The following is a 24,135-nucleotide window of genomic DNA, read 5'->3' as shown; positions in this document are numbered from 1 at the left end:
CTTCGCGGGCACCGGCAGCGCGCCGCGCGTGTTCACCAGACGTGATGAGTGGGCGCTTCCCGTGTTGGCCTACGATGGCGCCAGGACCCGCCGTGGGATGGCTCTGCGCGTACGCGTCGGTGAGTTCCTCCCAGCGCGGTCGGCCGGTGGAGTACAGGGTGCTCATTCGTGTCGCCTTCCGGTTGTCCGAAGGGCCCGGAAGGACAGCGGATAACTGTGGGCGGGTCGCTCGAGTGTGACAGCAGAACCGCTGGTGAGCACAGCGTTGGGTTGGATGCCTGATACCTCGTAATGAATTGGGTGCGGCTCTTCCGAAGGTGCCTGCTCGGACGGGACCAGCGGCGGGTGAGTCGCTAGCCAGGACGCGGTAAGGGGTGCGGCGCCTCCCACCTTTCGTCGTGCCCGCACTCCATTCTGTTAGTGGAGCCCTAACAGAATGGAGTGGCAGAATGCTTGGAGTGACCCGACGTGACGAACATCCCCGGGTGCTGCCCGGGTCGCTGATCACCTTGCGACGCAAGTGCGGCAAGGCCACGTGCCGCTGCGCGGCCGGTGCGCCGCATGAGAGCCCGGCGTTGTCCTACAGCGTCGCGGGGCGCACCAAGATCCTCACCTTGGCTGCCGAGGAGGTCGCCGCGGTCGCCGCGGCCGTCGCCCGCTACCGGCAGGCGGTCACCGCGCTGGAGGCCGAGGCGCGCGGCGAGCTCGACGGTCTCGTCGCGCGGGTGCACGCCCGCCGGGCTCGGCGGCGGGCGTGAGCAGCGTCGCGGTCATGGCCGGGGTCGCCGCGGCGGGCGCGACGTCGCCGCAGCCGGCCTTCGACGCCTCCCGTGACCGCTTCGAGGGCGTGGTTGGCTGGTTAGTCAGTTAGAGGGCGCCGAGGCGGCCGGGCTGGCCCACGGCGAGCTGGAGGCCCGCCTGGAGGTCAACGCCCGTGAGCTGTTCCGTCTGCTGTACCAAGACCACCTGGACCCCGCGCACCCTGCACGAGCAGCGCGTACCCGGCGTCGCCGACGCCGACGGGGTCGCGCGGGGGACGGTGGAGGCCGGCCACCGGCGCGGTCTGGCGACGGTGTTCGGTTCGGTGGCGGTGGAGCGTGTGGCCTACCGGCGGCGGGGCCGTCCCAACCTGCACCTTGCCGATGCGACGTTGAACCTGCCGGTGGAGCGCCACTCCCACGGGCTGCGTCGCCTCGCCGCGCTGGAGGCCGCACGCGGCTCCTACGACGGCGCGGTCGAGGCGATCGAACGTGCCTGCGGCCAGCAGCTGGGCAAATGCCAGGTCGAAGGTCTCGCCCAGGCCGCCGCGGTCGACTTCGACGCCTTCTACACCAGCCGGCTGCGACCGGTCGCCGAGCCCGACGACGTGCTCGTGATCTCCTGCGACGGCAAGGGCGTGGTCATGCGCCCCGACGCGTTGCGGCCCGCCACCCGCAAGGCCGCCGAAGACACGACCAAGAAACTGGCGACCCGCCTGTCCAAGGGCGAGAAGCGCAACCGCAAGCGCATGGCCGAGGTCGGTGCCATCTACGACGCCACCCCCGCCGAGCGCACCCCCGACGACGTCATGGCCCCCGACGGCCATGACGACCGTCCCCGGGCCCCCGCGCCGGTCGCGACGGGCAAGTGGCTGACCGCCAGCGTCGTCGACGACGCCGCTACCGTCGTGGGCCAGATCTTCGACGAGGCCGACCGTCGCGACCCCGACCACGCACGCACCTGGGTCGCGCTCGTGGACGGCAACAACCACCAGATCGACCGCATCCGCGCCGAAGCCACCACCCGCGACGTCAAGGTGAAGTAGGTGAAGATCGTCATCGACTTCGTTCATGTCGTCGAGTACCTGTGGCGCGCCGCGTGGTCCTTCCACGACGAAGGCGCCCCGCCGCCGAGACCTGGGTGCGCAACAAGATCTCCGCCGTCTTGGCCGGCGACGCGACCAAGTGTCGCCACCTCCATCCGTCGCAAAGCCACCCGTGACCGCCTCGCCCGGCGCAGGCGCCGGGGTCGAGGCCGCCGTCTGGCTGGAGCAGGACCTCTTCGTCGCCAGCCTCACCGTGCCTGCCGAAAGCTGAACATGCTCCAGTCGAGGTTCTGGCCCGACGCTTCCAGCCCGACAGCGGTCGCGGCTTCGGTGACCTGCCGCGGCCCCACCACGGCCCACTGAGCACTCTCCTGCCTGCGCGCCGCCGGCACCAGGTACTGGGCCGCGAACTGCCAGAACTCTTCCAGCTCCGCCGGTTCGAAGTGCCCCAGCCCGTTGAGCACCACGATCCCGCCGAGCCGCTGGGCAGCCGGTCGCCGACCTGGCGCAGGGTCCCCGTCAGGATCGTCACCCGTTCCCGCAACGCCTCGCCGCCAGCGACTGTCGTCAACCCGACCCGCATATGGGTGGATGTTCGACGGCGTACAACGCGTCCTCCGTCATGGCAGCCGTCGCGCCCCTGGCCGCGTGAGGCCGTCGGTATGGCGCTGCCCGCGATGTAGCAGCGGGAAGGGATCGCCCCGTAGTCGCGAATGATTGCCATTACTGATACTGTTGCGCCGTCACAGTGCTTGCCCGCAGCCGATGACCGAGGAGCCCTGCCGTGCAACCCGACCTTGACGTCGCCGTCGTCGGCGCTGGCCCTGCGGGTCTTGGGGCCGCCATCGCCCTGGGGACGATCGGCGCCGAGGGCGTCGCCGTTCTCGACCGCCACGGGATAGGGGCGTCGTTTGACCGGTGGCCGGCGGAGATGCGGCTGATCACACCGTCGTTCACCAGCAACGCGTGGGGACCGGTCGACCTCAACGCCATCACGCCCACGACCTCGCCCGCCTACACGCTGGCCACCGAACACCCGACCGGCACCCAGTACGCCCACTACCTGCGGCTCGTGGCCGAGCACCACGAGGTCGCGGTGCGAAGCGGGGTGGACGTGTTCGGCGTCGTGCCCGACGGGCCCGGCTTCCTGCTGTCGACCAGCGCCGGGCCGCTGATGGCGCGAGCCGTCGTGTGGGCGGTGGGGGAGTACGCCACCCCGCGCCGCCACCCGTTCCCCACCGCCGAGGTGGCCCTGCACACCGTGGACGTCCCCGCCTACGCCAAGCTCGACGGGACCTGCCACGTGGTCATCGGCGGTTACGAGAGCGGCGCGGACGCCGCGGTCCACCTCGCGGCGGCCGGGCGGGAAGTCGTGGTCCTCGACCGCGGCGAGCCGTGGCACGAGCACGCCAGCGACCCGAGCGCCACGCTGTCACCGTTCACCCGTGACCGGCTCGCCGTCGCACTCGACACCGGCCTGGTGGACCTGGTGGGCGGCGCGGAGATCGTGGCCGTCGACCGTGGCGGCGACGGGTACGTCGTCTCGGCCGCCGACGGGCGGCGCTGGACCTGCGACGGCCAGCCGTTGCTGGCGACGGGCTTCTCCAGCGGCCTGGGGCCGGTGTGCGACCTGTTCGAACGCGACGCCGACGGCGACGTGATGCTCGACGACGGCGACGGCTCCACCCTGGCGCCGGGGTTGCACCTCGCCGGTCCGGAGGTAGCCCACGAGGGACTCGTGTTCTGCTTCGTCTACAAGTTCCGGCAGCGCTTCGCCGTCGTCGCCCGCGCCGTGGGACAGCGGCTGGGCCTGGACACCGAGCCACTCGAGGCCTACCGGTCGGCCGGGATGTTGCTCGACGACCTGGCGTGCTGCCACGGCGACTGCGCCTGCTGATTGACAATGACAACGGATATCAGATATGCTCTCCCTGCTGTACCGGCGACGACGAAGGAGGCAACGCGTGGCGTACGAGTTCCGGTGAAACGAGGTCGGCGCGGTCTGCAAGTGCCACTACACGGCATCGACCGAGGACGAGGTGCTCGAGCAGGTGACCCAGTGCCTGCGTACCAAGCACAACGTTCAGCTCATGAGCAAGACGCTGCAGCGCTTCGTGCTGCGCAACGTGAGGGCCGTGTAAGCCGACCGCCTGGCCTCAGGTCCTGAGGTTGCGCGCTCATCCGGGTCCCCTGCCGTCCACGGTGAGGGGACCCGCTCACGCGGGTCGGTGCGGCCGTTCGTCAAGGAGGGGCCATGGTCACCAGCGCACCGACCGTCGTGCTGGTCGGCGCGGAGAGCGCTGGTAAGTCCACCCTGGCCGCGACCCTGACGGGGGGCCGACCCCGTGGGGAGAACCTCCGGGGGTCGACCGTCGCCGTGGAGTGCTACCACGGCCCGTCCCGGACGCTGGTCGACACGCCCGGGTTGGTGCGCGGCTCGGATGCCGCGACGATCGGGGCAGCGATAAAGGCCCTCGGGGCGCACGACACCGTGCTCGTCTGCGCGGCCGCGACCCGCCTCGACGACCACCTGGTCCTGCTGCTGCCTCTGCTCGCCGGCAAGCGCGCGGCCGTGGCGGTCACGTTCTGGGACAAGGTCAACGCCGACGAGCGCGCCTGCCTGGCGCTGGCCGCCCTGTCCACCGAGCTGGGGGTGCCCGTCGTGGGCGTGGACGCGCGCTACCCCAGTGCCGGCCAGGCGGCGGCGATCGACCGGGCACTGGCCGGTCCCGGTCAGCTCACCGGCGACACGCCGCGCCTGCGGGTGGGCTGGCGGATCGACCCGCGTCCCACGGTGCTCGAGCGCCGCCGGGTCGGCCCCACGGTGGCCGCACTGGCCCTCGTCATCCCCTCCGTCGTGGCGGTGTGGGCGGCCAACCTCGTCGCCGGCTTGGCGCAGGCTCCCGTGGAGGCGCTGACCGAGCGCGCAGCAGCCCTGGTCACCGGGTGGCCGTTCCCGCTGGCGGAGATCGTCGCCGGCGACTTCGGCCTGCTGACCATGGGACCCCTGCTGCTGGTGTGGGCGCTGCCCACGGTTGCCGTGTACGCGCTGCTGCTCGGCGCCTACAAGACCAGCGGGCTCGCCGATCGCCTGACCGCGGCGGTGCACCCGCTCGTGCGGCCAGTGGGGCTGGAGGGCCGCGACGTCGTGCGGGTGCTGATGGGCTTCGGGTGCAACGTGCCGGCGGTGGTGGCGACGCGGTCCTGTTCGGGCTGCTCGCGCGACACGACCATCGCCGCGATCGCGTTCGGGTCGGCCTGCTCCTACCAGCTCGGCGCGACCCTGGCCGTCCTCGCCGCCGGGGGCCGGCCTGGGCTGGTGTGGCCCTACCTCGTCGTGCTGGTGAGCACGACCCTGCTCTACACCTGCATGGTGGCCGACCCCGCCGCCCGCGCGCGCCGGAACCTGCTGCTGCTCGACCGCCGGGCGTTCCTCGTCTGGCCCCGCGCCGGTGACGTGTGGCGCGAGGCGTCGGGCAGCCTCGGGCACTTCCTGCGCCAGGCGGTACCGGTGTTCATGGCGATCGCCGTCGTGGCGTCGCTGCTGGCGGCCTTCGGGCTGCTCGACGTCCTGTCGGGTGCCCTGGCGCCGGTCATGGGGGCCGTGGCCCTGCCGCCCGAGGCGGCGCTGCCCACGGTGATGGCCGCCATCCGCAAGGACGGCATCCTGCTGCTCGCCGAGCCGAGCGTGCTTGCGGCCCTGTCGGGGGGCCAGCTGCTGACGGCGGTGTACCTGGCCGGCGTGGCCCTGCCCTGCCTGGTCACGGCGCTCACCATCGCACGCGAGCGCGGCTGGCGGCGCACCGCAGCCCTCGTGGCGCGCCAACTGGCCGCGGCGGTGATGTTCGCGGCGCTGCTCGGCTGGGGGCTTCGCGCCCTCGGGTGGTGAGCACCTGGCTGGACCGACGCCTCTGGGTCCGGCGTCGCGTTGCGGGGCGCACGGTAGATAGTAACGATTACGCTTAGCATGTAAGGTGGGTTGCGGCGCTCGCCTCCAGGCGACTCACCGGCGGTCAGCCGCCGCCTGATGGTGCGCCGTCAGCTCACAGTCCGCACGCAGATGGAGGGTGACAGGGTGAGAACCAAGTCGACGGAACGAATGAAGTTGCTGGAGCGCTTCACGAAGCCCAATCGGGGCGTGTACGTGTGCACCGTGCCTGGTTGCACGGTCAAGACGAAGCAGGATGGTTTCTGTCCGACCTGCGACGGCATCCCGCTGCGCCTGCTTAAGGCCCAGTACTAGCCGGCGGGTCCCGCCTGAGGGAGTCGTCCCGGACGCGCCCGGCGTGGTCGAGCGGCTGCGCCGGGCCGGTGGTGGCCTCGTCGGGCCGCACACCGGTCTGGAGGTGGGTCAGGCCGGCCGGCCCTGGCGTGCAGTGGCGCTTCGCGCGGCAGGGGGAGGGGGGCGGCGGACCGGCAGTTGGGCCGTGGCCTCGTCGTCCCAGTCCGGGAACGGGTCGGGCAGCTGCCGCCAGGCCTCCGGGCCCCCGGCGAGTTCGGCGTCGGTGAGCAGGCAGGCGTCCAGTGTGCGGTGCACGCAGTGGGTGTCCAGGTCGATGCCGGTGAACACCACGTGGTTCTCGCGGTCGCCGAAGCGGCGGTCCCAGTCGAGGAGCACGGTGGCGCGCTCGGCGTCGTCCAGTGACCTCCAGGCGGGCAGCGGCTGGCTCGCCAGCCACGTCGCGGTCGGCTCGATGTGCGTGGCCGGGCTGCACTGGTGCCAGCGCAGGGCCAGCTGCGGGCGGGTGGCGATCCAGATGATCCCCTGCGCCCGTAGCACCCGGCCGGCGGGAACGGGCAGCGCGGCGTCCAGGCGGGCGGGATGGAAGGGCCGGCGCGCGCGGTACACCACCGACGACACTTGGTGCGCCGGCCCGGCGCCCGCCAGGTCGTCGGCAAGAGCCAGGGCGTGGTCGCCGGCTCTCGGTGTGTGGTCGGGGTCGAAGCGTGGTCGGGCCAGGACGGCTTCGGCGCAGACCTCGCCGGTGACCAGGTCGGCGCGCGGGTTCAGGCGGCGCACGAGCGCCACGGCGGTGCCCAGGTAGGGCTGGTCCCCGTGCACGGCGACCACGTCGGCGTGTTCGACCTGCGCGACGCGCAACTCGGCGACCGCCAGGTCCTCGCCGCACCAGGGCAGACCGAGAGCGCTGACCTGGTCGTCGCGTTCGAGGTCGCCGACGAACGTGGCGGCGTCCACCACGGTGAGGGCGGTGTGGACCCGGGCCAGCCCGGAGACGTGTTCGACGGCGCAGATGGCCTCGGTGGCGGCCGACGGTACGGCGGTGCCGTCGCACTCGACGACCAGCACCTCGACCCGTCGGTCGGCGGCGGCGCGCTCTACCGCGGCGACGAGGTCGTGGCGAAGGGCGCAGCACAGACACCCGCCGGTGTCCGGTAGCCGGCTGGCGATGCGGCGCCAGGCGGCGTTGCGGCGCACCGCGTGCTCGTCGCGGGGGTCCGCCAAGCTCTGCACCCACCAGTCCATACCGTGTAGTGCCGAGCCGGCCACGAGCCGGGCGACGACATCGCTCTTGCCGGCGCGCAGGAACCCGGAGACGACGACCACGGGCAGGGGGACGGATCGGTCGGGGTGGAGTCCGGGACGCTGCACCATGTCGTGAGTATATGATAAGCGTTGTCATGTGCAACCACGGAGCCGGGCCGCGCCGGTAGCCACAGCAGTCAGGCAGTGACGGCCTCCATCAGGCGCTCGGCGGCTCGCTGAGCGCCCCACGGGGTGCGGCCCGCAGACCCAGTTCGAACTTCCGCGAGCGCGCTACCGACGTCGAACCCGTCTGGTTCGGCCGGGAGTACCTGCGCCGCTACGGCGCCGCCGGCCGGCGCGCCGGTAGCAGCGGCTGCGCGAGGCGCGCACCGGGACGACGACCCCGGCCGTGGCCGGCGGGCTGCGCGCACTGCGGCCCTGTGGTCCGCTCCGCGTCGTCCAGGCCCGTCGCTGCGCACGTCGTGACCGGCGACCAGGAGCACGGCCCCTAGCCGGTGGTGTACGAGGCGACCGGCTTCGCCGTGTCGCTGTCGTCCGCTCCTGGTCGATCTCGACCTGCCGCGTTCCACGGGCGGCCCATGTCGATGCGCGAACAGGTCGGCCCGTGCGCCCAGGTCGAGCAGATGCAGGGCCCGCGCCGGAGCGCCCGGCACCCACGACAGCGACACGCTGGCGGGCCGCGGCGACCGACTCGTCTGGCAGGGGCGTTCACCGAGCCCGGGGCAACACAACCGTCGCGTGCCGATCGCTCCGGCGCGCTGGCACCACCCGGGCAGCCTGCGGGCATGGCGGTCGAGTGGGCCCAGGCGGCGTGCCGGTTGCTCCGCGAGCGCCGTGGCCACGCCCACACCCTGCGGGCATGCACGCACCGACGACCCCCACGTGCACGCCCGTCTCCGTGGAGCGCCTGCCCGTGACGGCGAGGGGGTGCGGGCGTGAACGAGGGTCAGGAACGCGGCCGCAGCAGGTAGGCGCGTGTCTGGCCGTCGCGGGTGCCGTACCCGGCGATCTCGCCACGGTTGCTGATGCTCTGGGCGTGGCGCAGGACCCAGCCGCTGGCCGCCGGGATGCGGGTGTTGAGGTCGACCGCCTGCCCGTGTTCCCACAGCACCGCGACGCCGTCGATCGTGGGGAAGTTGTAGAAGCCGCTGGCGTGGCCCACCGCCTGCCGACGGTCGTTCACGTCGTCCGCCCGGCTGTGGCGCAACCCCGCGACGGTGCCGAGGTCGACCGTCCGGCCGTCGACCCACAGCGTGGCTCGGTAGGTGGAGCCGCCGGGCGCGGGGACCGACTCGCCCACCGCGTCCCCGCGATCGTTCAGGCCGAAGGCGGTGCTGTAGGCGGCCTCACCGCCCAGCGACCCGAGGTCGGTCAGGGTGTAGCCGCCGCTATGCGGCGTGGCGACGAACGCGTGGGATACCCGTTGGCCACTGGCGCTCAGCACGTCGGTCTGCGCGGTGCCGGCGACCGCGCCGGGTTCGTTGATCGCGTTGCCGCGGCTGGTGGCACCGGGTGCGTCGCTCAGGGACCCCACGGCCTGCGCGCCCGCCGCGCCCCACACGACGGCGTGGCCGCCGCTCGTGCCGACGACCCGCCCGCGGGTGTTCAGGTCGTTCGCGACCGCGCCGGTGGCGTCGCCCAGCGTCCCGAGGTCCTCGATGCGCCCGTCGGCGTCCCACCGCACGGCCCGGGAACGCTCCGGCGACGGCGTGAACGCCTCGCCCACCGCCTGTCCGCGCGAATTGACGGCGAACGCTCTGCTGAACGTGCTGCCCGGCAGCTGATCGAGCTGGCGCAGCGCGCCGCCGCGCCAGGAGAAAGCGTACTGCGGCCGTGTCCCCGTGGTGGTCCTCGACGTGCCGACCACCTCGCCGCGGGCGTTCACCCCGAGCGCGAAGCTCGCCGTCCCGCCGAGCGTGCCGAGGTCGATGACGTCGTAGGCGACAGCCGACTCGTCGGCCGTTGCGGGTGCGCCGACCGCCAGCAGCGTGGCCGACAACGACAGGGCGAGCAGGACACGCATGCGTATGGTAGCCCTTCTAGGAATGAATATCATATGCAATGTATCTCGCGGCGTCGCCCCTTGTCAAGGCAGGTGAGCGCCTTCGGTCGCCCTGTCGCTGCGGCGTCTGGCCCGGCGCCGGCCATGCGTGGGACAACCGACCGCCGTACGATCGCCAGGCTGCCCACGATCACACGTTCTCCCACCCGTCCCCTTGCCTCGAGGCGGAGAGATGGTAGCGATCGTGGGGCTCATGCTCACGGGCTACTGCCAGCGCAACCCTTGGAAAGGGCGGACGTCGCCGGTCTCGGTGATCGCCGGGTCGGTCGGTGAGAAGGGGTGGTAGCTGAATACGTCCTCCAACGCCACTGGGAGCCCCGGCGTGGGCCCCTTGGCAGGGCACGCCGGCTTCGTTCACGCCGGGCAGCGATCCCGGCCCGCACGCGGGGTCGCCGATGACCTTGCCGGTCGTGCCTGTGCCGTATACGCCGACGCACAGCACCCGCGGTGCCGTCCTCGGGTGACGCCACACGTGATGTAGCCGCCGGCGCTGACCGACGGAAGCGGCGGCGGTTCCATGAAATGGCGGGGGGGCCGTGGCCCCCCCGCCCGAGATTCCGACTCTCGGTCTTGCCGTGACCCCTCGTTCGTTACCGCGGGCGTGGCGGCTTCGGCGGCTTGGGATCGCTCGGCTTCGCCGGGGGCGTCGAGCCGGGCCGCAAGGCGAAGTTCACCGTCGTCATCTCGCCGTCGGTGACCGTTGCCGTCGCCTGGGCCGGCTGATACTGGTCGGCCGCCGCCTTCACCGTGTACTGGCCTGCGGGCACCGCGAGGAAGGTGTACTTCCCGTCCGCGCCGGTGGTCGTGGTCGACTGGCTACCGTCGGCTGCCACCTTCGTCACCGTCGCTCCGGCAATCGGTGACCCGTTGCGGCTGTCGGTCACCGTGCCGGTGATACCTCCTGGCTGCAAGGCGAAGTGGACCGTACGGGTCTGGCCGCCCTGTAGCCCCACGCTCGTCTCCGTCCTGGCCTTGTACCCGGAGGCGGAAGCCGTGATGTTGTACGGACCGGGCGCGAGCTGCTCGATCCGGTACTGGCCGTTCGCGTCGGTCGTGCCCTGGCCGGCCACGCTGCCCGGCAGACCTTGCGTGCGAGTCACCGTCACGGTGGCGCCGGCGATCGGCGCTCCGGTGGCGGTGCTGGTCACAAGGCCGGCCACCGCAGAGTCGTCCACCGGCCGCAGTTGGGAGACGAACTGGAAGCAGGGCACGAGGTCGTTCGACAGCTGCGACACCGTGCCGAACTCGACGTTGGGCGCCACCCGCAGGTAGTACGTCCCACCGGGGGTGACCTTCCCCCAGCCCTCCACCACCAGGTCGCGGATGGTCGGGCGCTGGGGGGTCCAGTTGCCTCCAGCCTGGTTCGGCTGGCCATGCGCAATCGCGCTGTCGCTGCAGTCGGGCCGCTCGTGGATCGTGTAGTCCGCCCACGGGATCGGCCTGGCCGGGTTGGCCCGGATGTTCTCGCTCCACTCAACGAACAGTCCGTCGGTCACCGTCTCCCAGTGGTTGTTCCACACGCCCACGACCGTCGGGCGCTGCTCACGCTCCAGGCGGATGTCCACCGTCGTGGTCTGGCCCGACGTGACGCTGGTGGCGCGCGGCGCGGAGGTCACATACCCGGTGGCCGCGGCTGTCACCGTGTAGTCGCCGGCGACAAGGTCGGGAATCGTGTAGTTGCCCCCGCTGTCGGTGGTGGCCTGCCCGGCCTGGGTGCCGCCCGGGAACCGGGCCGTCACGGTGGCGTTGGCCAGGGGCGCGCCGGTGTCGGCGCCGGTCACCTGACCGGTGATGGCGCCCGGCGGGGCCTCCGTCACGCCGATGGTGAACACCCGCGTGGCGGTCGCCACCGACGTCGGGTCACCGAAGGTGCACGACAGGGAGCCGGTTGCGCCCATCGGGCAGTCGGGTGGCGACATGCCCAGGCTGCTGGCCGCGACCGTGAAGGTGTAGTCGCCGGTCTGGGTGGGCGTGCCCGACAGCAGCCCCTGCGGGTTCAAGGTAACGCCCGGGGGCAGGTCGCCGGCGGTCTGGGTGAACGTCGGTGCCGGGGACACGTGCGTGACCATGGGCAGCTGGTAGCTGTAGGACTCGCCGAGCGTGCCCGCCGGCGGGGGGGCGTTGCTGAGGATCGGCTGGACGCGCCCCATGTGGGTCGACGGCGCGGCGTTGTTGCTGCCCCAGCACAGCGCGGGTGGACCGGCGGTCGACATGGCGCAGGTGTGGAATGTGCCGGCGGTCACGTAGGTGAACGTCCCCGGCGGCGTGGCGGTCTGGCCCTCGGTGCTTCGCCCCCAGCAGGTGACGGTGCTGTCAGGCCGCAGCCCGCAGACGTGCCCGAAGCCCGCGTTGACCGTCGCGAACGCGCCGGCCGGCACGGTCGTGACCTGGCTGCCGTTGTTGCGTCCCCAGCACACCACGCTGCCGTCGAGGGCGTCGCTCGTGGTACGGATCGCGCAGTTGGTGAAGTTGCCCGAGGTCACGTAGCGGTACACCCCCGGCGGGACGATCGTCTGGCCCTCCGTCCCGGTGTTGTGCCCCCAGCACACCACGGTGCCGTCGCTGCGCAGCGCGCAGGCGTGGCGGATGCCCATGGCGAGCTGCGTGTAGGCGCCGGTGGTCGGGGCGTCCCGCACGACCTTGTGGTCGGTGTCGACGGTGTCACCCCCCCAGCACGTGATGCCCTGATCGGTGCGCAGCGCGCAGATGAAGTTCAGGCCCGGCGCCACGTGGGTGTACGTGCCTGCGGGGACCTGGCTGACCTTGTTGAAGTTGTCGTTGCCCCAGCAGACCACCGCATCCGCGGTCGTGACGCCGCAGGCGACGCCGTAGCCGGCGTTGACCTCCTTGAAGCGCACGTCCGCCGGTGGGGTTGCCATGCCGTTGCCGGTGTTGACGTCACCGGAAAGGCCCTGGTTCTCACCCCAGCAGACGGCCCTGCCGTCCGCGGTGAGGGCGCAGGTCATATAGCCGCCGGCGCTCACCGCGGGCAGCGGCGCCGGCTGGGATGAGCCGAAGGCGTCAGCCGCCGGAGCGGTCGTCACGAGCCACGCCAGCAGAAGGGCTACGGTGAGCCCCGCGACGCCAAGTCGGCGCACGCCAGAGATTCGCTGTTCCATTCCCGCCTCCTTGCCGGTCTTCCCAGACCGGTATCAGCCCTTCATGAAGGGCGCTTCTCCCGTCGTGGCCGACGTCGTCAGGGCAACGAAACTCCCGTCCGGTGCGGCCACATACTCTCCGCACTTGCAAGAGTGTGCACGGCATCAACGGTTGGCATCGGTAGGAGCTACCTAATGTCAGTCGTCCGCAACGGTCCATGCCATCCGCTTCCGCCTGCAGCGGTCCTTCGAATCCCTCCTGTCCGCGAAATACCCTTACTGTAGGTGAGATATGTCACGGTATCTCCTGGAGGCGCCGCGGCATCTGTCCGGCAAATAGCGGTGCAGCCTTCGAGGAGGGACCATCCAACGTTGTAGCGACCGTACCGGCCAGCGCGACGGGCATGTCCCTGCTGAAGTGCGCGCCCCCGCCTTCTCCATCGGGGCGGACGCCAGCGCGCAGGAGCAAGCGGTCGGCCAAAGGGTGGCCGAGTGGCCCAGCGACAGCAGGTGAACCTCCTCGGCAGGCGGGCGTTTCCTGCGTGGGGCGGCGGGGGCGCTTGGTGCCGCCGTCGTGGCGGCATGCACCCGCAACGGCACGACGCGCTCAACGGCCATGCAGGTGGTCCGACCCCCCGCGTTCAGGGCAGGCAGTTCGGGCTGTCAACCCGTTCGCATACATCGCCGCGCCCGGTTGCCGGCGCATGAGCTACCTGTTCGACACCCTGCTGTGGGCCGACTCGACGGGCGAGCAGCTGCCGCGGCTGGCCTCGCGCCACGAGAGGTCGGAGGACGGGCTCGTGCACACGTCGCTCCAGCCTGCGTGACGCCATCTGGCACGACGGCCGGCGTTTTACAGGGTCGCCGAGGTGACCGAGGGGGGGAGCGCACGGTGGAGATCCGCCTGGGGCAGCCGGACGTCACCTTCGAGAAGGCGGTGCTCGGCTCGGTTCCCATGATCCCCGAACACGTGTGGTCACAGATCGACAACCCGCAGGCCGCGACCGGCGACGAGGCGCTCATCGGCACCGGCCCCTATCGGCTCGTGGCCCGAGACCTCCCCCAGGGCCGCCTCGCCTTCGACGCCAACGACGACTACTTCCTCGGCCGACCGTTCGTGCGGCGCATCGAGATGATCACGGTCGACGACCAGCTCGTGGCCGTGCGCGCCGGGCGGCTCGACGGCGGCCAGGCGCCGGTGGAAGGCGTGCGGAACGATGTCATCGACCCCTTCCGGAGCGATCCACGACAGCGTCCCGCCCGCACTGCCGAGCTCATCGCTGCCAACCGCGCAGGGGTGTGGAGCTCGACCAGCAGGTGGTCGACCTCGTGCGGCTGTTCGGGATCAAGACCCAGGGCACCTACGACCTGCTCATTCGCTGTATCCGGGGCCGGCCGGTCGGGACGACGCCGAACTCCTCTGCTACACGAGGATGTTCTTCGTCTTTCGCAAGGAGGTTTCGACGGGTGGTACCCCACGGAAGGGGGTCTGCCCGGGGATCCCCGACGCCCTACAACAAGCACGCGTTCATCACCGGCCGGCAGGCGGGGGTCGAGGTACGCCGCTTGGCCTCCCCGTAGCACGCGCGCCTTTCCGACGGGGCCGTCTGCCACAACTCCGGCCTGGTTCCCCCGCATCGGTAAGTGCTCCGCACACTTATCGTCGTTTGGGTGTTCCACTATCGTGTCTCTTGAGGGGCAAGGGTTTTGCGGGGAGTCGGCCTCTAAGGTGGGTTTTTCAACGCAAGGGGGAAATCATGTCACGATCTAGTCACAGTGTACGGAGCCGGGCACTCGTCGCCGCTCTCGTCGGTGCAGCGCTGCTATTGGGTGGGCAAGGGGCGCTCGCGCATCACGCTGACGTGACGGCGGTGGGGGGCAGCGCATTCGGCTACCACGCCTTCGATCTCATTCTCGGCAGCGATCCGCAGCCGGAGGTCGGACCGACTCCGGTGGTCGAGCTGGCGTCTGACGCCTCGAACAGCCCACAGACCGCCACCCAGCCCGAGGGTGCGGTGTACGCCGGTCCAGCCACGCTCTTCACGTCGGGCGAGATCACCGTGAGGACTGCGGGAAGTCTCGGGCCGAACGGGTCCGTGACGAGCTCAACCGACATCGCGAACGTCAATCGGGGAGGTTCTGAGGTCTTCAGCGCAGACCGCGTCCAGAGCACCTGCACCGCCACGGAAGCCGGCGTGACCGGCGGCACGACGATCACCAACGGCAGGATCCGTACACATGCTCAGGCCCAGGACCACGACGAGGGGGTTGTGAGCATCCCGGTCAACCCGCCCGCCGGCTACGTCGTCGAGGGTCACCTGCACCTTGGCAACACCCAGGAAAACTTCAGGTACGTCTTCAACGAGCAGGTGCCCGGAGCTGACGGGAGACTGACCGTCAACGCCGTGCATGCCTACTTCCTGGGGCCCTTCGCCAGGGGCGAGCTCATCGTCGGCCAGTCCGTTTGCGGGCCGCTCACGCTCACGGAGCGTCCACAGACCGACCTCGCCGTGTCGATCACGGACGATCCTGACCCGGTGGCCGGTGGCGGGCGAGTGACGTACACCGTCGTGGTGGACAACCTCAGCGACGTCGACGCCACGCAGGTGCGGCTTGTCAACACCGCCTCGAGCGGGAGCAAGATCGTCTCGGCGGTGCCGGAGCAGGGCACCTGCACGGTAAAGGGAAGAAGACCTGGATGCGACCTCGGCGCCATCGCCGGCGGTGACGCCGTGATGGTCACCGTCGTGGCGCAGGCGCCCAGGCTGAAGCGCGGCGCGGCGACGACGATGAGCCTCACGTCGACGGTGTCCTCCGCCGAGACCGACAGCAATCCGGCGAACAACACGGCGACCGAGAGCACCGCCGTCCAGTAGGGGCCGCCTGCCGTTTCGGTGTACGGAAGGGGCGGGACCGGCCCGCCCCTCCCGTTGCACGACCTGCGCATAACGTCTCCCAGAGGGCGACGTGTCGACTGACGATGCGCCGGCTTCCCCGTCGGCGCTTGGCTTATAAGGGTGCGCGACGCATCTAGGGAACGTACGGTCCGCTACCGCCAGCTAGTGCCCCTTCTCGGAACGTTGGTGCGTTAAATCCGTCAACTTCTGAGGCTGGTGTTGAACACTGCTGACGGTCCGCATCATCGGTCTGTCAGCAGGAGGTGTGCAGTGGCGCGCAAGCCGGAGGTGTTCGTGCGGGCGCTGACCGACGAGGAGAGCCAACGACTGGTGGGCATCACCCGCCGCAGCCGTGACCCGGTGCGGCTGCGCCGAGCGATGATCGTGCAGATGTCGACCCAGGGCCGGTCCGTGCCCGACATCACCGCGTTGACCGCGTTCTCCGACCGCTACGTCCGCGAGGTGATCCACGCGTTCAACGACAAGGGGTTCGCCGCGCTGGACCCAAAATGGAGCGGGGGTCGGCCCCCCAAGATCGATGACGCCACCCGGCGGGCCATCCGCCGGGTCGCGCTCAGCCGACCCCCTGACCTGGGCCTGCCGTTTACGACCTGGAGCCTGGCCAAGCTGCGCGACCACCTGATCGACACCGGTGTGGTCGAGGCGATCAGCGTCGAGGGGCTGCGACGCGTCCTTGCCGGCTTCGGCATCACCTTCCAAGCAACCAAGACGTGGAAGGCCTCCCCCGACCCCGACTACGAGGCCAAGAAGAACCGCGTCCTGGACCTGTACGACCACCCGCCGGCCGACGGGCGGGTCATCTGCTTCGACGAGTTCGGGCCCTTGAACCTGCAGCCCCACCCCGGGCGCGGCTGGTACCCCAAAGGCCGTCCCGTCCGGCTGCGCGCCACCTACACCCGACCCCACGGGGTACGCCAGATGCTGGCTGCCCTCGACCTTGCCAGCGGCCAGATGTCTACCGCATCCACGCCCGCAAGCGCTGGCAGGAGGTCCTGGCCTTCTTCAAGATCCTGCGCGCCCGCTGGCCCGGCCAGCGCCTGTACATCGTGCTGGACAACTTCTCCCCCCACCGCCGCGCCGAAGTGCGCGACTGGTGCCGGGCCAACGACGTCGAGCTCGTGTTCACCCCCACCTACGCCAGCTGGCTGAACTGGATCGAATCCGAGTTCACCGCCTTGCGCTACTTCACCCTCAACGGCAGCGACTACGCCGACCACGCCGAACAAGCCGCCGCCATCCGCGGCTACATCCGCTGGCGCAACCGCCGCGCCACCCCCAAGCGCGACTTCGCGGTTAACTCGTCCATCCGTCATCTACGACAGCCCCATTACCTGAACAAGGTTGCGTGAAGGGGCACTAGTCTGCGGCACGCGCGTAGCAGGCGGGCTTTACTTGCAGTGATCGCCATGCCGCCCTACGGAGGATGCGACATGGCAGAGTGGTTGACTCGGGCGTATTCCGCCACGATCGTCGTCTTCGTCGTCATGTCGGGACGGTCTTCGTTGGCGGGCTGTTCCCGGCGGTCGCCGAGGTCACGGCGTGACCGGCAGCGCCTATACGGCTACTACTCGAACGTCAGCCTGGGCGGTCCCCCCCAGCGACCGAGGACCGGAACTCACGGTCACGCTGGCAGGGGACGCCGCCAACAGCCCGCAGGACGCGCCGATCGACGCCGCAGAGGCCGTGTATGGCCCTGCGGTGCTCTTCCGCCGGATCGGGGTGCACACCGAGGGGGCGCTGGCGTGAGGGATCGGTACGGAGCTCGGTCACTCAACAGCGGTACAGGTCGATGACGCCGATGGCGGGGCGCTGGCGTGAGGGATCGGTACGGAGCTCGGTCACCGTGCAGGGCGCGTCGGTCATACACCCCGCAGCTGAGCGGCACCGTCGCGTTTGTGAGGTCGCGCCTGCCGTCCGCGGCCCCTGCGCTCCCAGCCGCTGCACCCTATCGGACCGTCGCGCGAGGGCCGGTCCGTCGCGGTCGGGTTGCCGCGCCGGCGCTCACGCTGTCAGTCCGCCACCGACCACACGACCGGGTGCACGCACTCGATCCTCCGGCAAAGCAACACCGGCCAGTCGCTCCCGCGCGGTGTCCGGCAGGCCAGCCGCCACGAGCAGCACGTTGATGTCGCTCTCGTCGTTCCAGTCGGACAGGTCACCGAGCTCGTCCTCGGATAGACCCATGCCGAGCTCGTCACGGCAGCGTTCAGCCAGCCCTCGAGCCCGTGGGTGCGGGTGTGGGCAGCCTGGCCGGCGGGTAGCGACCGGCCTCCCCGCCCTGGCAGGGCGTTGCTGGGCGGCGTGCCGTTGCAGCGGCCCTCAGCGCGCCCGCCGCTCGAGCTCATCAGCGAGGTCACGCAGCATCTCCAGTTGCGCACGATCCTTGGGGCGCGCCGACGTCTCCTTGGACCGGATGATGTCGTCCAACGCGGCGACGCGAAGCCGTATGCCGGCAACGTCGAAGTCCACGGCGCGGTCGACGAGGCGCTCGTAACCGCCGATGCCGGCGGGCTCGAGGTTCACGTCCCACCAGCCCCGCACGCGTCACGAACGTCATGACCGGTGAGCTGAACGTCCCCTCGTCGAGCGGGATGGCGAGGCCCTCCTCGGAGTCCGGGGCGCCCAGGCGTGCGCCGAGCTCGGCGAGCGCGCCGGCGAGCCGCCGCAGGTTGCCCTCCGAGCGTTCCGGCGTGAGGTCGAGGTCTTCGGTGAGAGAGGGCGAGCCGTGCAGCCGTGCGGCCACCCCGCCGATGACGACATAGTCGACGCCGTGGCGGTCCAGCACGCGAACGAGCTGTTGGGGGTCGAAGCCGGCGGTCGGACCCCGCTCGTCAGACACGCCTGGCGCTCTGGAAGAAGGCCGCGGCCCGGCGCAACCCCGCCTCCTCGGAGTTGAGGCGCGGCTGACCGGTGGGCAGTCTCCCGACGGCTACTTGGGGTGGCAGGGAGAAACCCTCGGGGGGCGCTGAGACCTCGTGGACCAGCCCGGTGTTCCACCCAGCCTGAACCACGCCGCCGCCTACGACCCGGGGGCCGGACCTGGCGGCGCATCCCGAACCCCACCAGAGCGGGCGGTCAGCTTCTGGAACAGCTCGTGGTTCGCCCTCGGCACCAGCGACGGTGGCCAGACCAACCCCTAGCTGGAGGTGGAACGGCCCGTCAAGAGGAACCTGGTGCCTTGACTTGAGACGGGTTTGCATAGAGCCCTCCTGTAGCCGGGGGTTGCCGTGTGCTGATGGTTCAGCGGCCTGGTTGCTTCGTAGCTGCCGAACTGATCGTCGCGTCGGGAGCGGTCAACATGCAGCGCCCGCAGCGCAGCGAGGACGAACGATGTTGACCGTGAGCAGCGACGATCCAGGATGGCAAGCGAAGAGGCGGGCAGGCCGCGTTGCTGGTGGGGTGGGTCGTAGCGGTTGCTCCTGAGGGTGGGGCAGGACGTGTCGGGCCTCGGGTGGATCGGCTGGGACCGCCACTCTGAGGTACGCGGGTCGAAACCGCAGGTCGGTCATTCGCAGAAGGTGCCCCTGACTAAATCCGCCCGTGCCCCGGGGGGTGGGCATAGCTAGGACGGGGATCGGTTCTGCCACGGCGGCGGCCCGACACGTTCTGCACAGCTGCATGCGCCGGTGGGGCCGATCAGCCAGCAGGCGCATCGTGATCATCTGCCTGTCAGTTGACGTCGCTGGTCATCTCGGCCCACACGAACCCGGCGAGCTCACGGGCGATCGCGGCGGCCACCACCGACTTGGTGTCCTTGACCGCGGCCATGCGTCGGAACCGCCCGCACAGACGTGTCTGGGCCTTCCACGCCCGCGCGACGGTCTCCGGCGACACGCCGTCTTGGCGGCGGCGCAGCGCCGCGCCCACGGCGGGGCGGTGCTGGTAGGCCCACGCGGACTCGACCAGCTGGGTGCGCACATGGGCGTTGCCGGTCTTGGTCAGGTGCCCGCGGCGGGTCGAGCCGCCGCGGGAGTACTCCGAGGGCACCAGCCCGGTGAAGCCCATGAACGTCGTCGCTCGGGGGAACCGCCGCCAGTCACACACCTCGGCCGCCAACGTCAACGCGCCCAGGTGGGCGATGCCGCGGTAGGCGCCCAGGCGGTGCACACAGTCGGCGAACGGGTCGCGGTCGAACCAGACCTTCAAGTCGGCCTCGGCGGCGGCCACTGCGGCGTCGCGGGCGGCAAGCACCGCCCGGTAGTGGCCGAACGTGGCGTCAAGCGCGGGCTCGTCGAAGCGTTGGGCGGCAAGCCACTGGTCGTGCTTGTGGGTCCAGTAGCTGCCGGCCCGGTACACCCGGGCGTGGCGTAGCAACAAGGCCAGCAGCCGCTTGCGCGCCCGGTCACGGTCATCGACCAGATCGGCGCGCGCCCGGCACAAGTCGCGTACCGCCTCCTCGGCCACCGTGGGGATGCGGATCGCGACCAGCTCGCCGGCGCGGTGCAGGCGCGCCAGCCGCCGGCAGTCACGCTTGTCGGTCTTGACGCGGTCACCCGGCGCGGTGGGGATCAACGACGGGGCGATCACCTCACACGCCACCCCCATCGACGCCAGCAGCCGCGCCAGCTCATAGCCGGTCGGGCCGGCCTCGTAGCACACCCGCAGCCGAGCCCGGTCTGGGAACTGCGCGATCAGGCGTCGCACCGACGCCTCGTCGTGGAAGATCTTGTCGACCACCGGGATCTGGCAGCCCGGCTCGAGCAGGCCCACCGAGATCGTGTCCTTGTGCACGTCCAAACCCAGGTGGACCGCTTCGGGATCGTGGATACTGGTCACGGCCGACTCCTATCCGTATGTGGCACCTTCCGCGCCGATCGTGGATGACCCACGAACATTGCGGAAGGGGTCGGCCGTTCCATGATGGCTGAGGACTAGGACCGCGCCTACCCTGAAGGCGGCATGCTCGACCCGGCCGCCGGCACCTGGTCACACCTGCCCGACGCACCATCCGAGCCTGCCAAGGCCACCCCGGCTGCAAGCTGGGTTGTCCGCTCCGACGAGGCCGTCTTGGCCGACGGCTGGCTGTACCGCCCCGCCGCGAACCAATGGACACCCATAGACGACAACCCGGCGCTGGCCGACCAAGGCCACGCCACCGTCCTTCCCGGTAAGCAACTGTTCGTGTGGGGCGGTGGATCCCTCGACGGAACCGTATCGGCCGACGGATGGCTGTGAACCCCGCCCTCCCCCTGACCCGGAGGACAAAGGGAGCGGGCCAGCAGCCCATGCAGTCCGACCAAGGAGCAGCCCACCACCGTACAGCCACATAGGAACACCGAACCGTCCGACATCTCGCCACGGGTGAAAGCCAACAGGAGCCGATCAACCTTTGGGTGGCCGCCGGACTCCGACGGTTCCAGTGGCCTCACAACCCCTCGGGGAGCCGCCGCAACCCCTGTGGTAGGCGCCGGTATCAGACCGCTTGCCACTGGGGAGGTCCTGGTCATCGCTGGTGGACCGTGCTCCAGGGCTAGGTGAGGGTGGGGTGACATGCGTACACACGCCCCCGAGCGATGCCGCCTACTGCAACGGTGTCGAGTATGCCTTCCAGGACCCCCAAGACACCGTTGAGCCAGAGGTAATCTTGTGTTCCCGTGCGGAACCGGACCGCGGTTGTGAACACCCGCGCCCGGTCGCTTTGGCGCAGGGTGGCAATGCCATCAAACTCGATCCATACGACGGCGTTGTCGTCGGTAGTGAGGACACCGCGAAGCGTGGGCAGATTGACGTTGTCCCCGCGCCGGGCGGCCAGGTTCGTCAGGCGCAGCTCACCGGCCACGCGATCGCCTTGGAAACGGCCTTCCATCGTCCCGTAAAGCTGCCCGTCCGGGCCGTAGTCGATCGACTCCAGGGTCGTGTAGGTCAGGCGCAGGTCACCAAGCGGGACGAGCTCCATGTGCCACCTCCTCGTGTGAGCAACGTCGGGGACCGATGAGACAGTCAGGAAAGCGGGATGGTGCCCGCCTTGACGGAGCGGGTTCAATCGCAGCGATGGCATCGCTGAGCCGACTGACCTGGTGTAGGCGAACTGTCAGAGTGCCAGTCACCCGACGTGACGGCCTCCTGGAGCCTCGCACGGGCGAACACCCGGGCGAACACCACCAGGTGCGGGCGTGATGTCAGGCCTCTTCTCCGAAGCAGCACGCTTCGGAGTCGACCACAATGGCGTCACCAGGCCACTGAAGGAGCTTGCCATGACGGTCACAATCCGGCTGCGGGACGCGATGAACGCCCACGACCTCGAGGCGTTCCTCGACTGCTTCCACGACGATTACCACAGCGAGCAGCCGGTCCATCCAGGGCGCGGTTTCGGGGGCCGCGAGCAGGTGCGGGCGAATTGGTCCGCGATATTCGCGGGGGTGCCCGATTTCGCAGCGGAACTGCGGGGCCGCTGCCAGGATCAGGGGCAGGAATGGTCCGAGTGGCGTTGGACCGGCACACGAGCCAACGGTGAAGTCCTGGACATGGCGGGCGTCATCATCGTCGGCGTGCGAGAAGGTCGCATCGGCTGGGGTCGGCTCTACATCGAGCCGGTGGAGGCTGCACACGAAGGCATCGACGCAGCCGTGCGGAAGATGACGGGCCAGCCATCAGCCAGTGACTGACCGGTCTGCGGCAACCTTCGGGGGTCCGCCGCTACGGGGCGTGTACAACGCGACCCTCGCTTGGACGGTGTCGTTGCCTACTCCAGATCGCCAAGGCGCCGTACCGCAACTCAGGGACGACAGCAGCCGCGCCGTGCCACCGTGAGGGACCGGTGACGCGACGCGGCGTCTGGGGCTGGCTGGGGTGACGCCGGGGGTCGCTCGTTTAGCTGAATAGGCTCTTGATGGTGTTCAGTGCCGACTTCAGTGCGTCGGCGATCGTGGCGAGCACCCCGCGGGCTTGGGCGGCCTGCTCGGGCAGCCCGGGCAGCTCCACATCGTCGACCTCGGGCAGGTCCTGGCCGTGGATGTCCTGGTTGTCGACCGGCTCGGTGACGTCGCCGGTCTCGTGGGCTTCGCGCTCGCGGGCGTCTGCAGCGCGCTGCTCGCCGAACGCGCGACCGTCCTCGCGGGCTTGGTCGTTGGCGGGCACGTCGATGCCGGACTGCTCGCTGGCGTGGGCGCGGGCTTCCGCGGAGCGCTCCTGGCCGGTGGCGGGTGAGCCCTGTGCCTGGGCGGGTGGCGCGGGGATGTCGCTGGGCGGTCCGGGCTGGGCCAGGACGGCGGGCGCGCCGGCGATCATCAGCGCGGCGGTCAGGGCGAGGGTGGCGGTGCGTCGCATTGCGGACTCCTTATGGGTGGCCTTGGGAGGCAGGTATCCCGACAGCGCACGAGACCGCCGCGGGGATACGGCCGGCGGCGAACAATCTCACCGGGTGCGTTCGGCGGGTTGCGCAGCGTCGGGGGTGTGGACAGGCTGGCGCGGTGTTCCCTGACGACGTCGTGGCCGGCATCCATGCCCGCGATCCCGACGCCCTCGCCCGCTGCTATGAGGTCATGGCCACGCCGCTGTACCGGTTCCTGCTGGCCCGCAGCCGCGATCCCGCCCTGGCGGAGGACATGGTCGAGGCGACGTTCCTGGAGCTGGTGGAGTACGCCCCGGCCCTGCGGGGCGGAGCCGACGGGGTACGCGCCTGGCTGTTCCGCGCCGCCGCCAACAACCTCATCGACGAGCAGCGCAAGGCCACCCGCCGCGGCGACGTCGCGCTCGACGAGACCCGCGCGGCCGGCCGCGCCGCCCCCGAGCCGGGCCCCGAGGAGCGCTACCTGGCCGGCGAGCGCGACGCGGTGGTGCGAGCGGCCCTGGCCCGCCTCAGCGCCGACCAGCAGGAGGTGCTCAGCCTGCGCTTCGCCGCGCAGCTGACCAGCCGCGAGGTCGCCGACATCACCGGGCGCAGTGTGGGTGCGGTCAAGGCGTTGCAGCACCGCGCCCTGGCAGCGCTCAAACGCATCCTCGACCCCGACCACCCTGACACCGGACCAGAGTGATCTCACCGTGACCCGTACCCTTTCCCCGCCCTGGCGCGCTGTCCGATCGAGATGACCAGGCCCCCCGACGACCAGCCCGGCGACGGCGGCGACCACGCCGAGATCGCCGCACGCCTGCAGGCCAGCCTGACCGCGCCAGTGCTGGATCCCGCGGTGCGCGCCCGCCACCTGCAGGCCATCCGTGCGCGCGCCGCAGCCCTGCCCACCCCCGCGCACGCCCCGGCGAGCGCACCCGCCTCCACGCACGCGGCGGCACCCCCCAGCCTGGGTCGGCGCCTGGCCTCGACCCTGTCCGCGGCGGGGCTCGTGGTCGTCATGGGCGCCTCGGGCGCCGTGGCGGCGTCCCACCACACCGTGCCCGGCGACACCCTGTACCCGCTCAAGCAAGCCGCCGAGCAGCTGGTCCTGGCCGCACCCCTGCCCCCAGCACGCACCGTCGAACGCCACCTGACCTTCGCCGATCGCCGGCTGGACGAGGCCGCGACCCTGGCCGACCACGGCGACGACCCGGCGCTGCTCGCCGAGGCGATCGCCGCCCACGCCCGGCTGCTGGCCCGCGCAGGCGAGCTGGCCGGCGCCGACACGCAGCTGGCCGGCCGCGTCGACGCCGCCGCCATCGTGGCCCGACGGCGCCTGGCCCTCCTGGTCGAGCAGGGCCTGCCCGAGGTCGCCGCGGACCAAGCCCGCGCTGCCCTGTCCGCCGCCGACGCCCGCCTCGGCCCGCGGCCCCCGACATCACCAGACACCCCCCAACCTGCGCCGTCGGTGCCCGAC

At 70.9% G+C, this 24,135-nt stretch carries 21 protein-coding genes and 1 pseudogene; 13 read left to right on the top strand and 9 right to left on the bottom strand.

Annotated features, from left to right (window positions below; translation table 11 throughout):
- The first annotated feature begins 458 nt into the window (after positions 1–458).
- Together VM324_12625 and VM324_12620 are read left to right on the top strand one after the other, a co-directional pair.
- Complete coding sequence (locus tag VM324_12625; protein HVM00128.1) at positions 459–758, top strand: DUF6788 family protein; 300 nt, start codon at positions 459–461, stop codon at positions 756–758.
- A gap of 176 nt (positions 759–934) precedes the next feature.
- Positions 935–1,804 (top strand): hypothetical protein, encoded by an 870-nt coding sequence (locus VM324_12620; GenBank protein ID HVM00127.1) that lies wholly within the window; start codon positions 935–937, stop codon positions 1,802–1,804.
- Positions 1,805–2,052: 248 nt separating this feature from the next.
- Here the strand turns inward: VM324_12620 and VM324_12615 are convergent, their stop codons facing one another.
- Positions 2,053–2,271 carry a hypothetical protein gene (locus tag VM324_12615; GenBank protein HVM00126.1) on the bottom strand — a complete coding sequence of 73 codons (219 nt, stop codon included), beginning with the start codon at positions 2,269–2,271 and terminating at the stop codon, positions 2,053–2,055.
- Positions 2,272–2,588: 317 nt separating this feature from the next.
- On the opposite strand from VM324_12615, the gene VM324_12610 reads away from it, so the two are divergent.
- The 3 genes and pseudogenes from VM324_12610 to VM324_12600 all read left to right on the top strand — a co-directional run bounded on the left by VM324_12610 (position 2,589) and on the right by VM324_12600 (position 5,693).
- Positions 2,589–3,701, top strand: coding sequence for an NAD(P)/FAD-dependent oxidoreductase (locus VM324_12610; protein ID HVM00125.1), 1,113 nt, complete (start codon positions 2,589–2,591; stop codon positions 3,699–3,701).
- 106 nt (positions 3,702–3,807) lie between these two features.
- Positions 3,808–3,945: pseudogene (locus VM324_12605) on the top strand (DUF1059 domain-containing protein).
- Positions 3,946–4,058: 113 nt separating this feature from the next.
- Positions 4,059–5,693 (top strand): nucleoside recognition domain-containing protein, encoded by a 1,635-nt coding sequence (locus VM324_12600; GenBank protein HVM00124.1) that lies wholly within the window; start codon positions 4,059–4,061, stop codon positions 5,691–5,693.
- Between the two features lie 462 nt (positions 5,694–6,155).
- Here VM324_12600 and VM324_12595 read toward each other — a convergent pair whose 3' ends face one another.
- The 3 genes from VM324_12595 to VM324_12585 all read right to left on the bottom strand — a co-directional run bounded on the left by VM324_12595 (position 6,156) and on the right by VM324_12585 (position 12,491).
- The gene (locus VM324_12595) at positions 6,156–7,418 is read right to left on the bottom strand and encodes a GTP-binding protein (protein HVM00123.1); all 1,263 of its coding nucleotides are present in this window, start codon (positions 7,416–7,418) and stop codon (positions 6,156–6,158) included.
- Positions 7,419–8,256: 838 nt separating this feature from the next.
- Entirely contained in the window at positions 8,257–9,333 is a 1,077-nt protein-coding gene (locus VM324_12590; GenBank protein HVM00122.1) for a hypothetical protein, read from the bottom strand.
- Between the two features lie 629 nt (positions 9,334–9,962).
- Positions 9,963–12,491, bottom strand: a complete 2,529-nt coding sequence (locus tag VM324_12585; protein HVM00121.1) for a carboxypeptidase regulatory-like domain-containing protein — start codon at positions 12,489–12,491, stop codon at positions 9,963–9,965.
- Positions 12,492–13,174: 683 nt separating this feature from the next.
- Here VM324_12585 and VM324_12580 point away from each other — a divergent pair.
- From VM324_12580 to VM324_12565, 4 genes are all read left to right on the top strand, one after another.
- Positions 13,175–13,297, top strand: coding sequence for a hypothetical protein (locus tag VM324_12580; protein ID HVM00120.1), 123 nt, complete (start codon positions 13,175–13,177; stop codon positions 13,295–13,297).
- 1,035 nt (positions 13,298–14,332) lie between these two features.
- Positions 14,333–15,346, top strand: coding sequence for a DUF11 domain-containing protein (locus VM324_12575; protein HVM00119.1), 1,014 nt, complete (start codon positions 14,333–14,335; stop codon positions 15,344–15,346).
- A 291-nt stretch (positions 15,347–15,637) separates the two neighbouring features.
- On the top strand, positions 15,638–16,537 hold the full coding sequence (locus VM324_12570; protein HVM00118.1) for an IS630 family transposase: 900 nt from the start codon (positions 15,638–15,640) through the stop codon (positions 16,535–16,537).
- Positions 16,435–16,737, top strand: coding sequence for a transposase (locus tag VM324_12565; protein HVM00117.1), 303 nt, complete (start codon positions 16,435–16,437; stop codon positions 16,735–16,737). Before VM324_12570 ends, VM324_12565 begins: the two co-directional genes overlap by 103 nt.
- Before the next feature lie 652 nt (positions 16,738–17,389).
- Here the strand turns inward: VM324_12565 and VM324_12560 are convergent.
- The 3 genes from VM324_12560 to VM324_12550 form a co-directional block, all read right to left on the bottom strand.
- Complete coding sequence (locus VM324_12560) at positions 17,390–17,572, bottom strand: hypothetical protein (protein HVM00116.1); 183 nt, start codon at positions 17,570–17,572, stop codon at positions 17,390–17,392.
- 135 nt (positions 17,573–17,707) lie between these two features.
- Positions 17,708–17,929, bottom strand: a complete 222-nt coding sequence (locus tag VM324_12555) for a hypothetical protein (protein HVM00115.1) — start codon at positions 17,927–17,929, stop codon at positions 17,708–17,710.
- Between the two features lie 1,128 nt (positions 17,930–19,057).
- Positions 19,058–20,164, bottom strand: coding sequence for an IS110 family transposase (locus tag VM324_12550; protein ID HVM00114.1), 1,107 nt, complete (start codon positions 20,162–20,164; stop codon positions 19,058–19,060).
- A 123-nt stretch (positions 20,165–20,287) separates the two neighbouring features.
- On the opposite strand from VM324_12550, the gene VM324_12545 reads away from it, so the two are divergent.
- Entirely contained in the window at positions 20,288–20,563 is a 276-nt protein-coding gene (locus VM324_12545) for a hypothetical protein (protein ID HVM00113.1), read from the top strand.
- Positions 20,564–20,858: 295 nt separating this feature from the next.
- Here VM324_12545 and VM324_12540 read toward each other — a convergent pair whose 3' ends face one another.
- Positions 20,859–21,284 (bottom strand): hypothetical protein, encoded by a 426-nt coding sequence (locus VM324_12540; GenBank protein HVM00112.1) that lies wholly within the window; start codon positions 21,282–21,284, stop codon positions 20,859–20,861.
- A gap of 298 nt (positions 21,285–21,582) precedes the next feature.
- On the opposite strand from VM324_12540, the gene VM324_12535 reads away from it, so the two are divergent.
- Positions 21,583–21,993: a nuclear transport factor 2 family protein gene (locus VM324_12535; protein HVM00111.1), complete on the top strand. Its 411-nt coding sequence runs from the start codon at positions 21,583–21,585 to the stop codon at positions 21,991–21,993.
- A 205-nt stretch (positions 21,994–22,198) separates the two neighbouring features.
- Here VM324_12535 and VM324_12530 read toward each other — a convergent pair whose 3' ends face one another.
- Entirely contained in the window at positions 22,199–22,654 is a 456-nt protein-coding gene (locus VM324_12530) for a hypothetical protein (GenBank protein HVM00110.1), read from the bottom strand.
- Positions 22,655–22,797: 143 nt separating this feature from the next.
- On the opposite strand from VM324_12530, the gene VM324_12525 reads away from it, so the two are divergent.
- Together VM324_12525 and VM324_12520 are read left to right on the top strand one after the other, a co-directional pair.
- A complete protein-coding gene (locus tag VM324_12525) occupies positions 22,798–23,361 on the top strand; it encodes a sigma-70 family RNA polymerase sigma factor (protein HVM00109.1) in 564 nt (187 codons plus the stop codon).
- A gap of 51 nt (positions 23,362–23,412) precedes the next feature.
- On the top strand, positions 23,413–24,135 hold a 723-nt coding region (locus VM324_12520), incomplete at its 3' end, for a DUF5667 domain-containing protein (GenBank protein HVM00108.1).

Source organism: Egibacteraceae bacterium (assembly GCA_035540635.1).
Taxonomy (GTDB): Bacteria; Actinomycetota; Nitriliruptoria; order Euzebyales; family Egibacteraceae; genus DATLGH01.
Note: the sequence above shows the minus strand (reverse complement) of the source record. Positions and strands in the feature narration are given on the sequence as shown.

Excerpts from the sequence above, each read along its gene's own strand:
- VM324_12540 (HVM00112.1), bottom strand. The coding sequence starts at position 21,284 with ATGGAGCTCGTCCCGCTTGGTGACCTGCGCCTGACCTACACGACCCTG.
- VM324_12530 (HVM00110.1), bottom strand. The coding sequence starts at position 22,654 with ATGCGACGCACCGCCACCCTCGCCCTGACCGCCGCGCTGATGATCGCC.
- VM324_12585 (HVM00121.1), bottom strand. The coding sequence starts at position 12,491 with ATGGAACAGCGAATCTCTGGCGTGCGCCGACTTGGCGTCGCGGGGCTC.
- VM324_12600 (HVM00124.1), top strand. The coding sequence starts at position 4,059 with ATGGTCACCAGCGCACCGACCGTCGTGCTGGTCGGCGCGGAGAGCGCT.
- VM324_12560 (HVM00116.1), bottom strand. The coding sequence starts at position 17,572 with ATGGGTCTATCCGAGGACGAGCTCGGTGACCTGTCCGACTGGAACGAC.
- VM324_12535 (HVM00111.1), top strand. The coding sequence starts at position 21,583 with ATGACGGTCACAATCCGGCTGCGGGACGCGATGAACGCCCACGACCTC.
- VM324_12545 (HVM00113.1), top strand. The coding sequence starts at position 20,288 with ATGCTCGACCCGGCCGCCGGCACCTGGTCACACCTGCCCGACGCACCA.
- VM324_12580 (HVM00120.1), top strand. The coding sequence starts at position 13,175 with ATGAGCTACCTGTTCGACACCCTGCTGTGGGCCGACTCGACGGGCGAG.
- VM324_12595 (HVM00123.1), bottom strand. The coding sequence starts at position 7,418 with ATGGTGCAGCGTCCCGGACTCCACCCCGACCGATCCGTCCCCCTGCCC.
- VM324_12590 (HVM00122.1), bottom strand. The coding sequence starts at position 9,333 with ATGCGTGTCCTGCTCGCCCTGTCGTTGTCGGCCACGCTGCTGGCGGTC.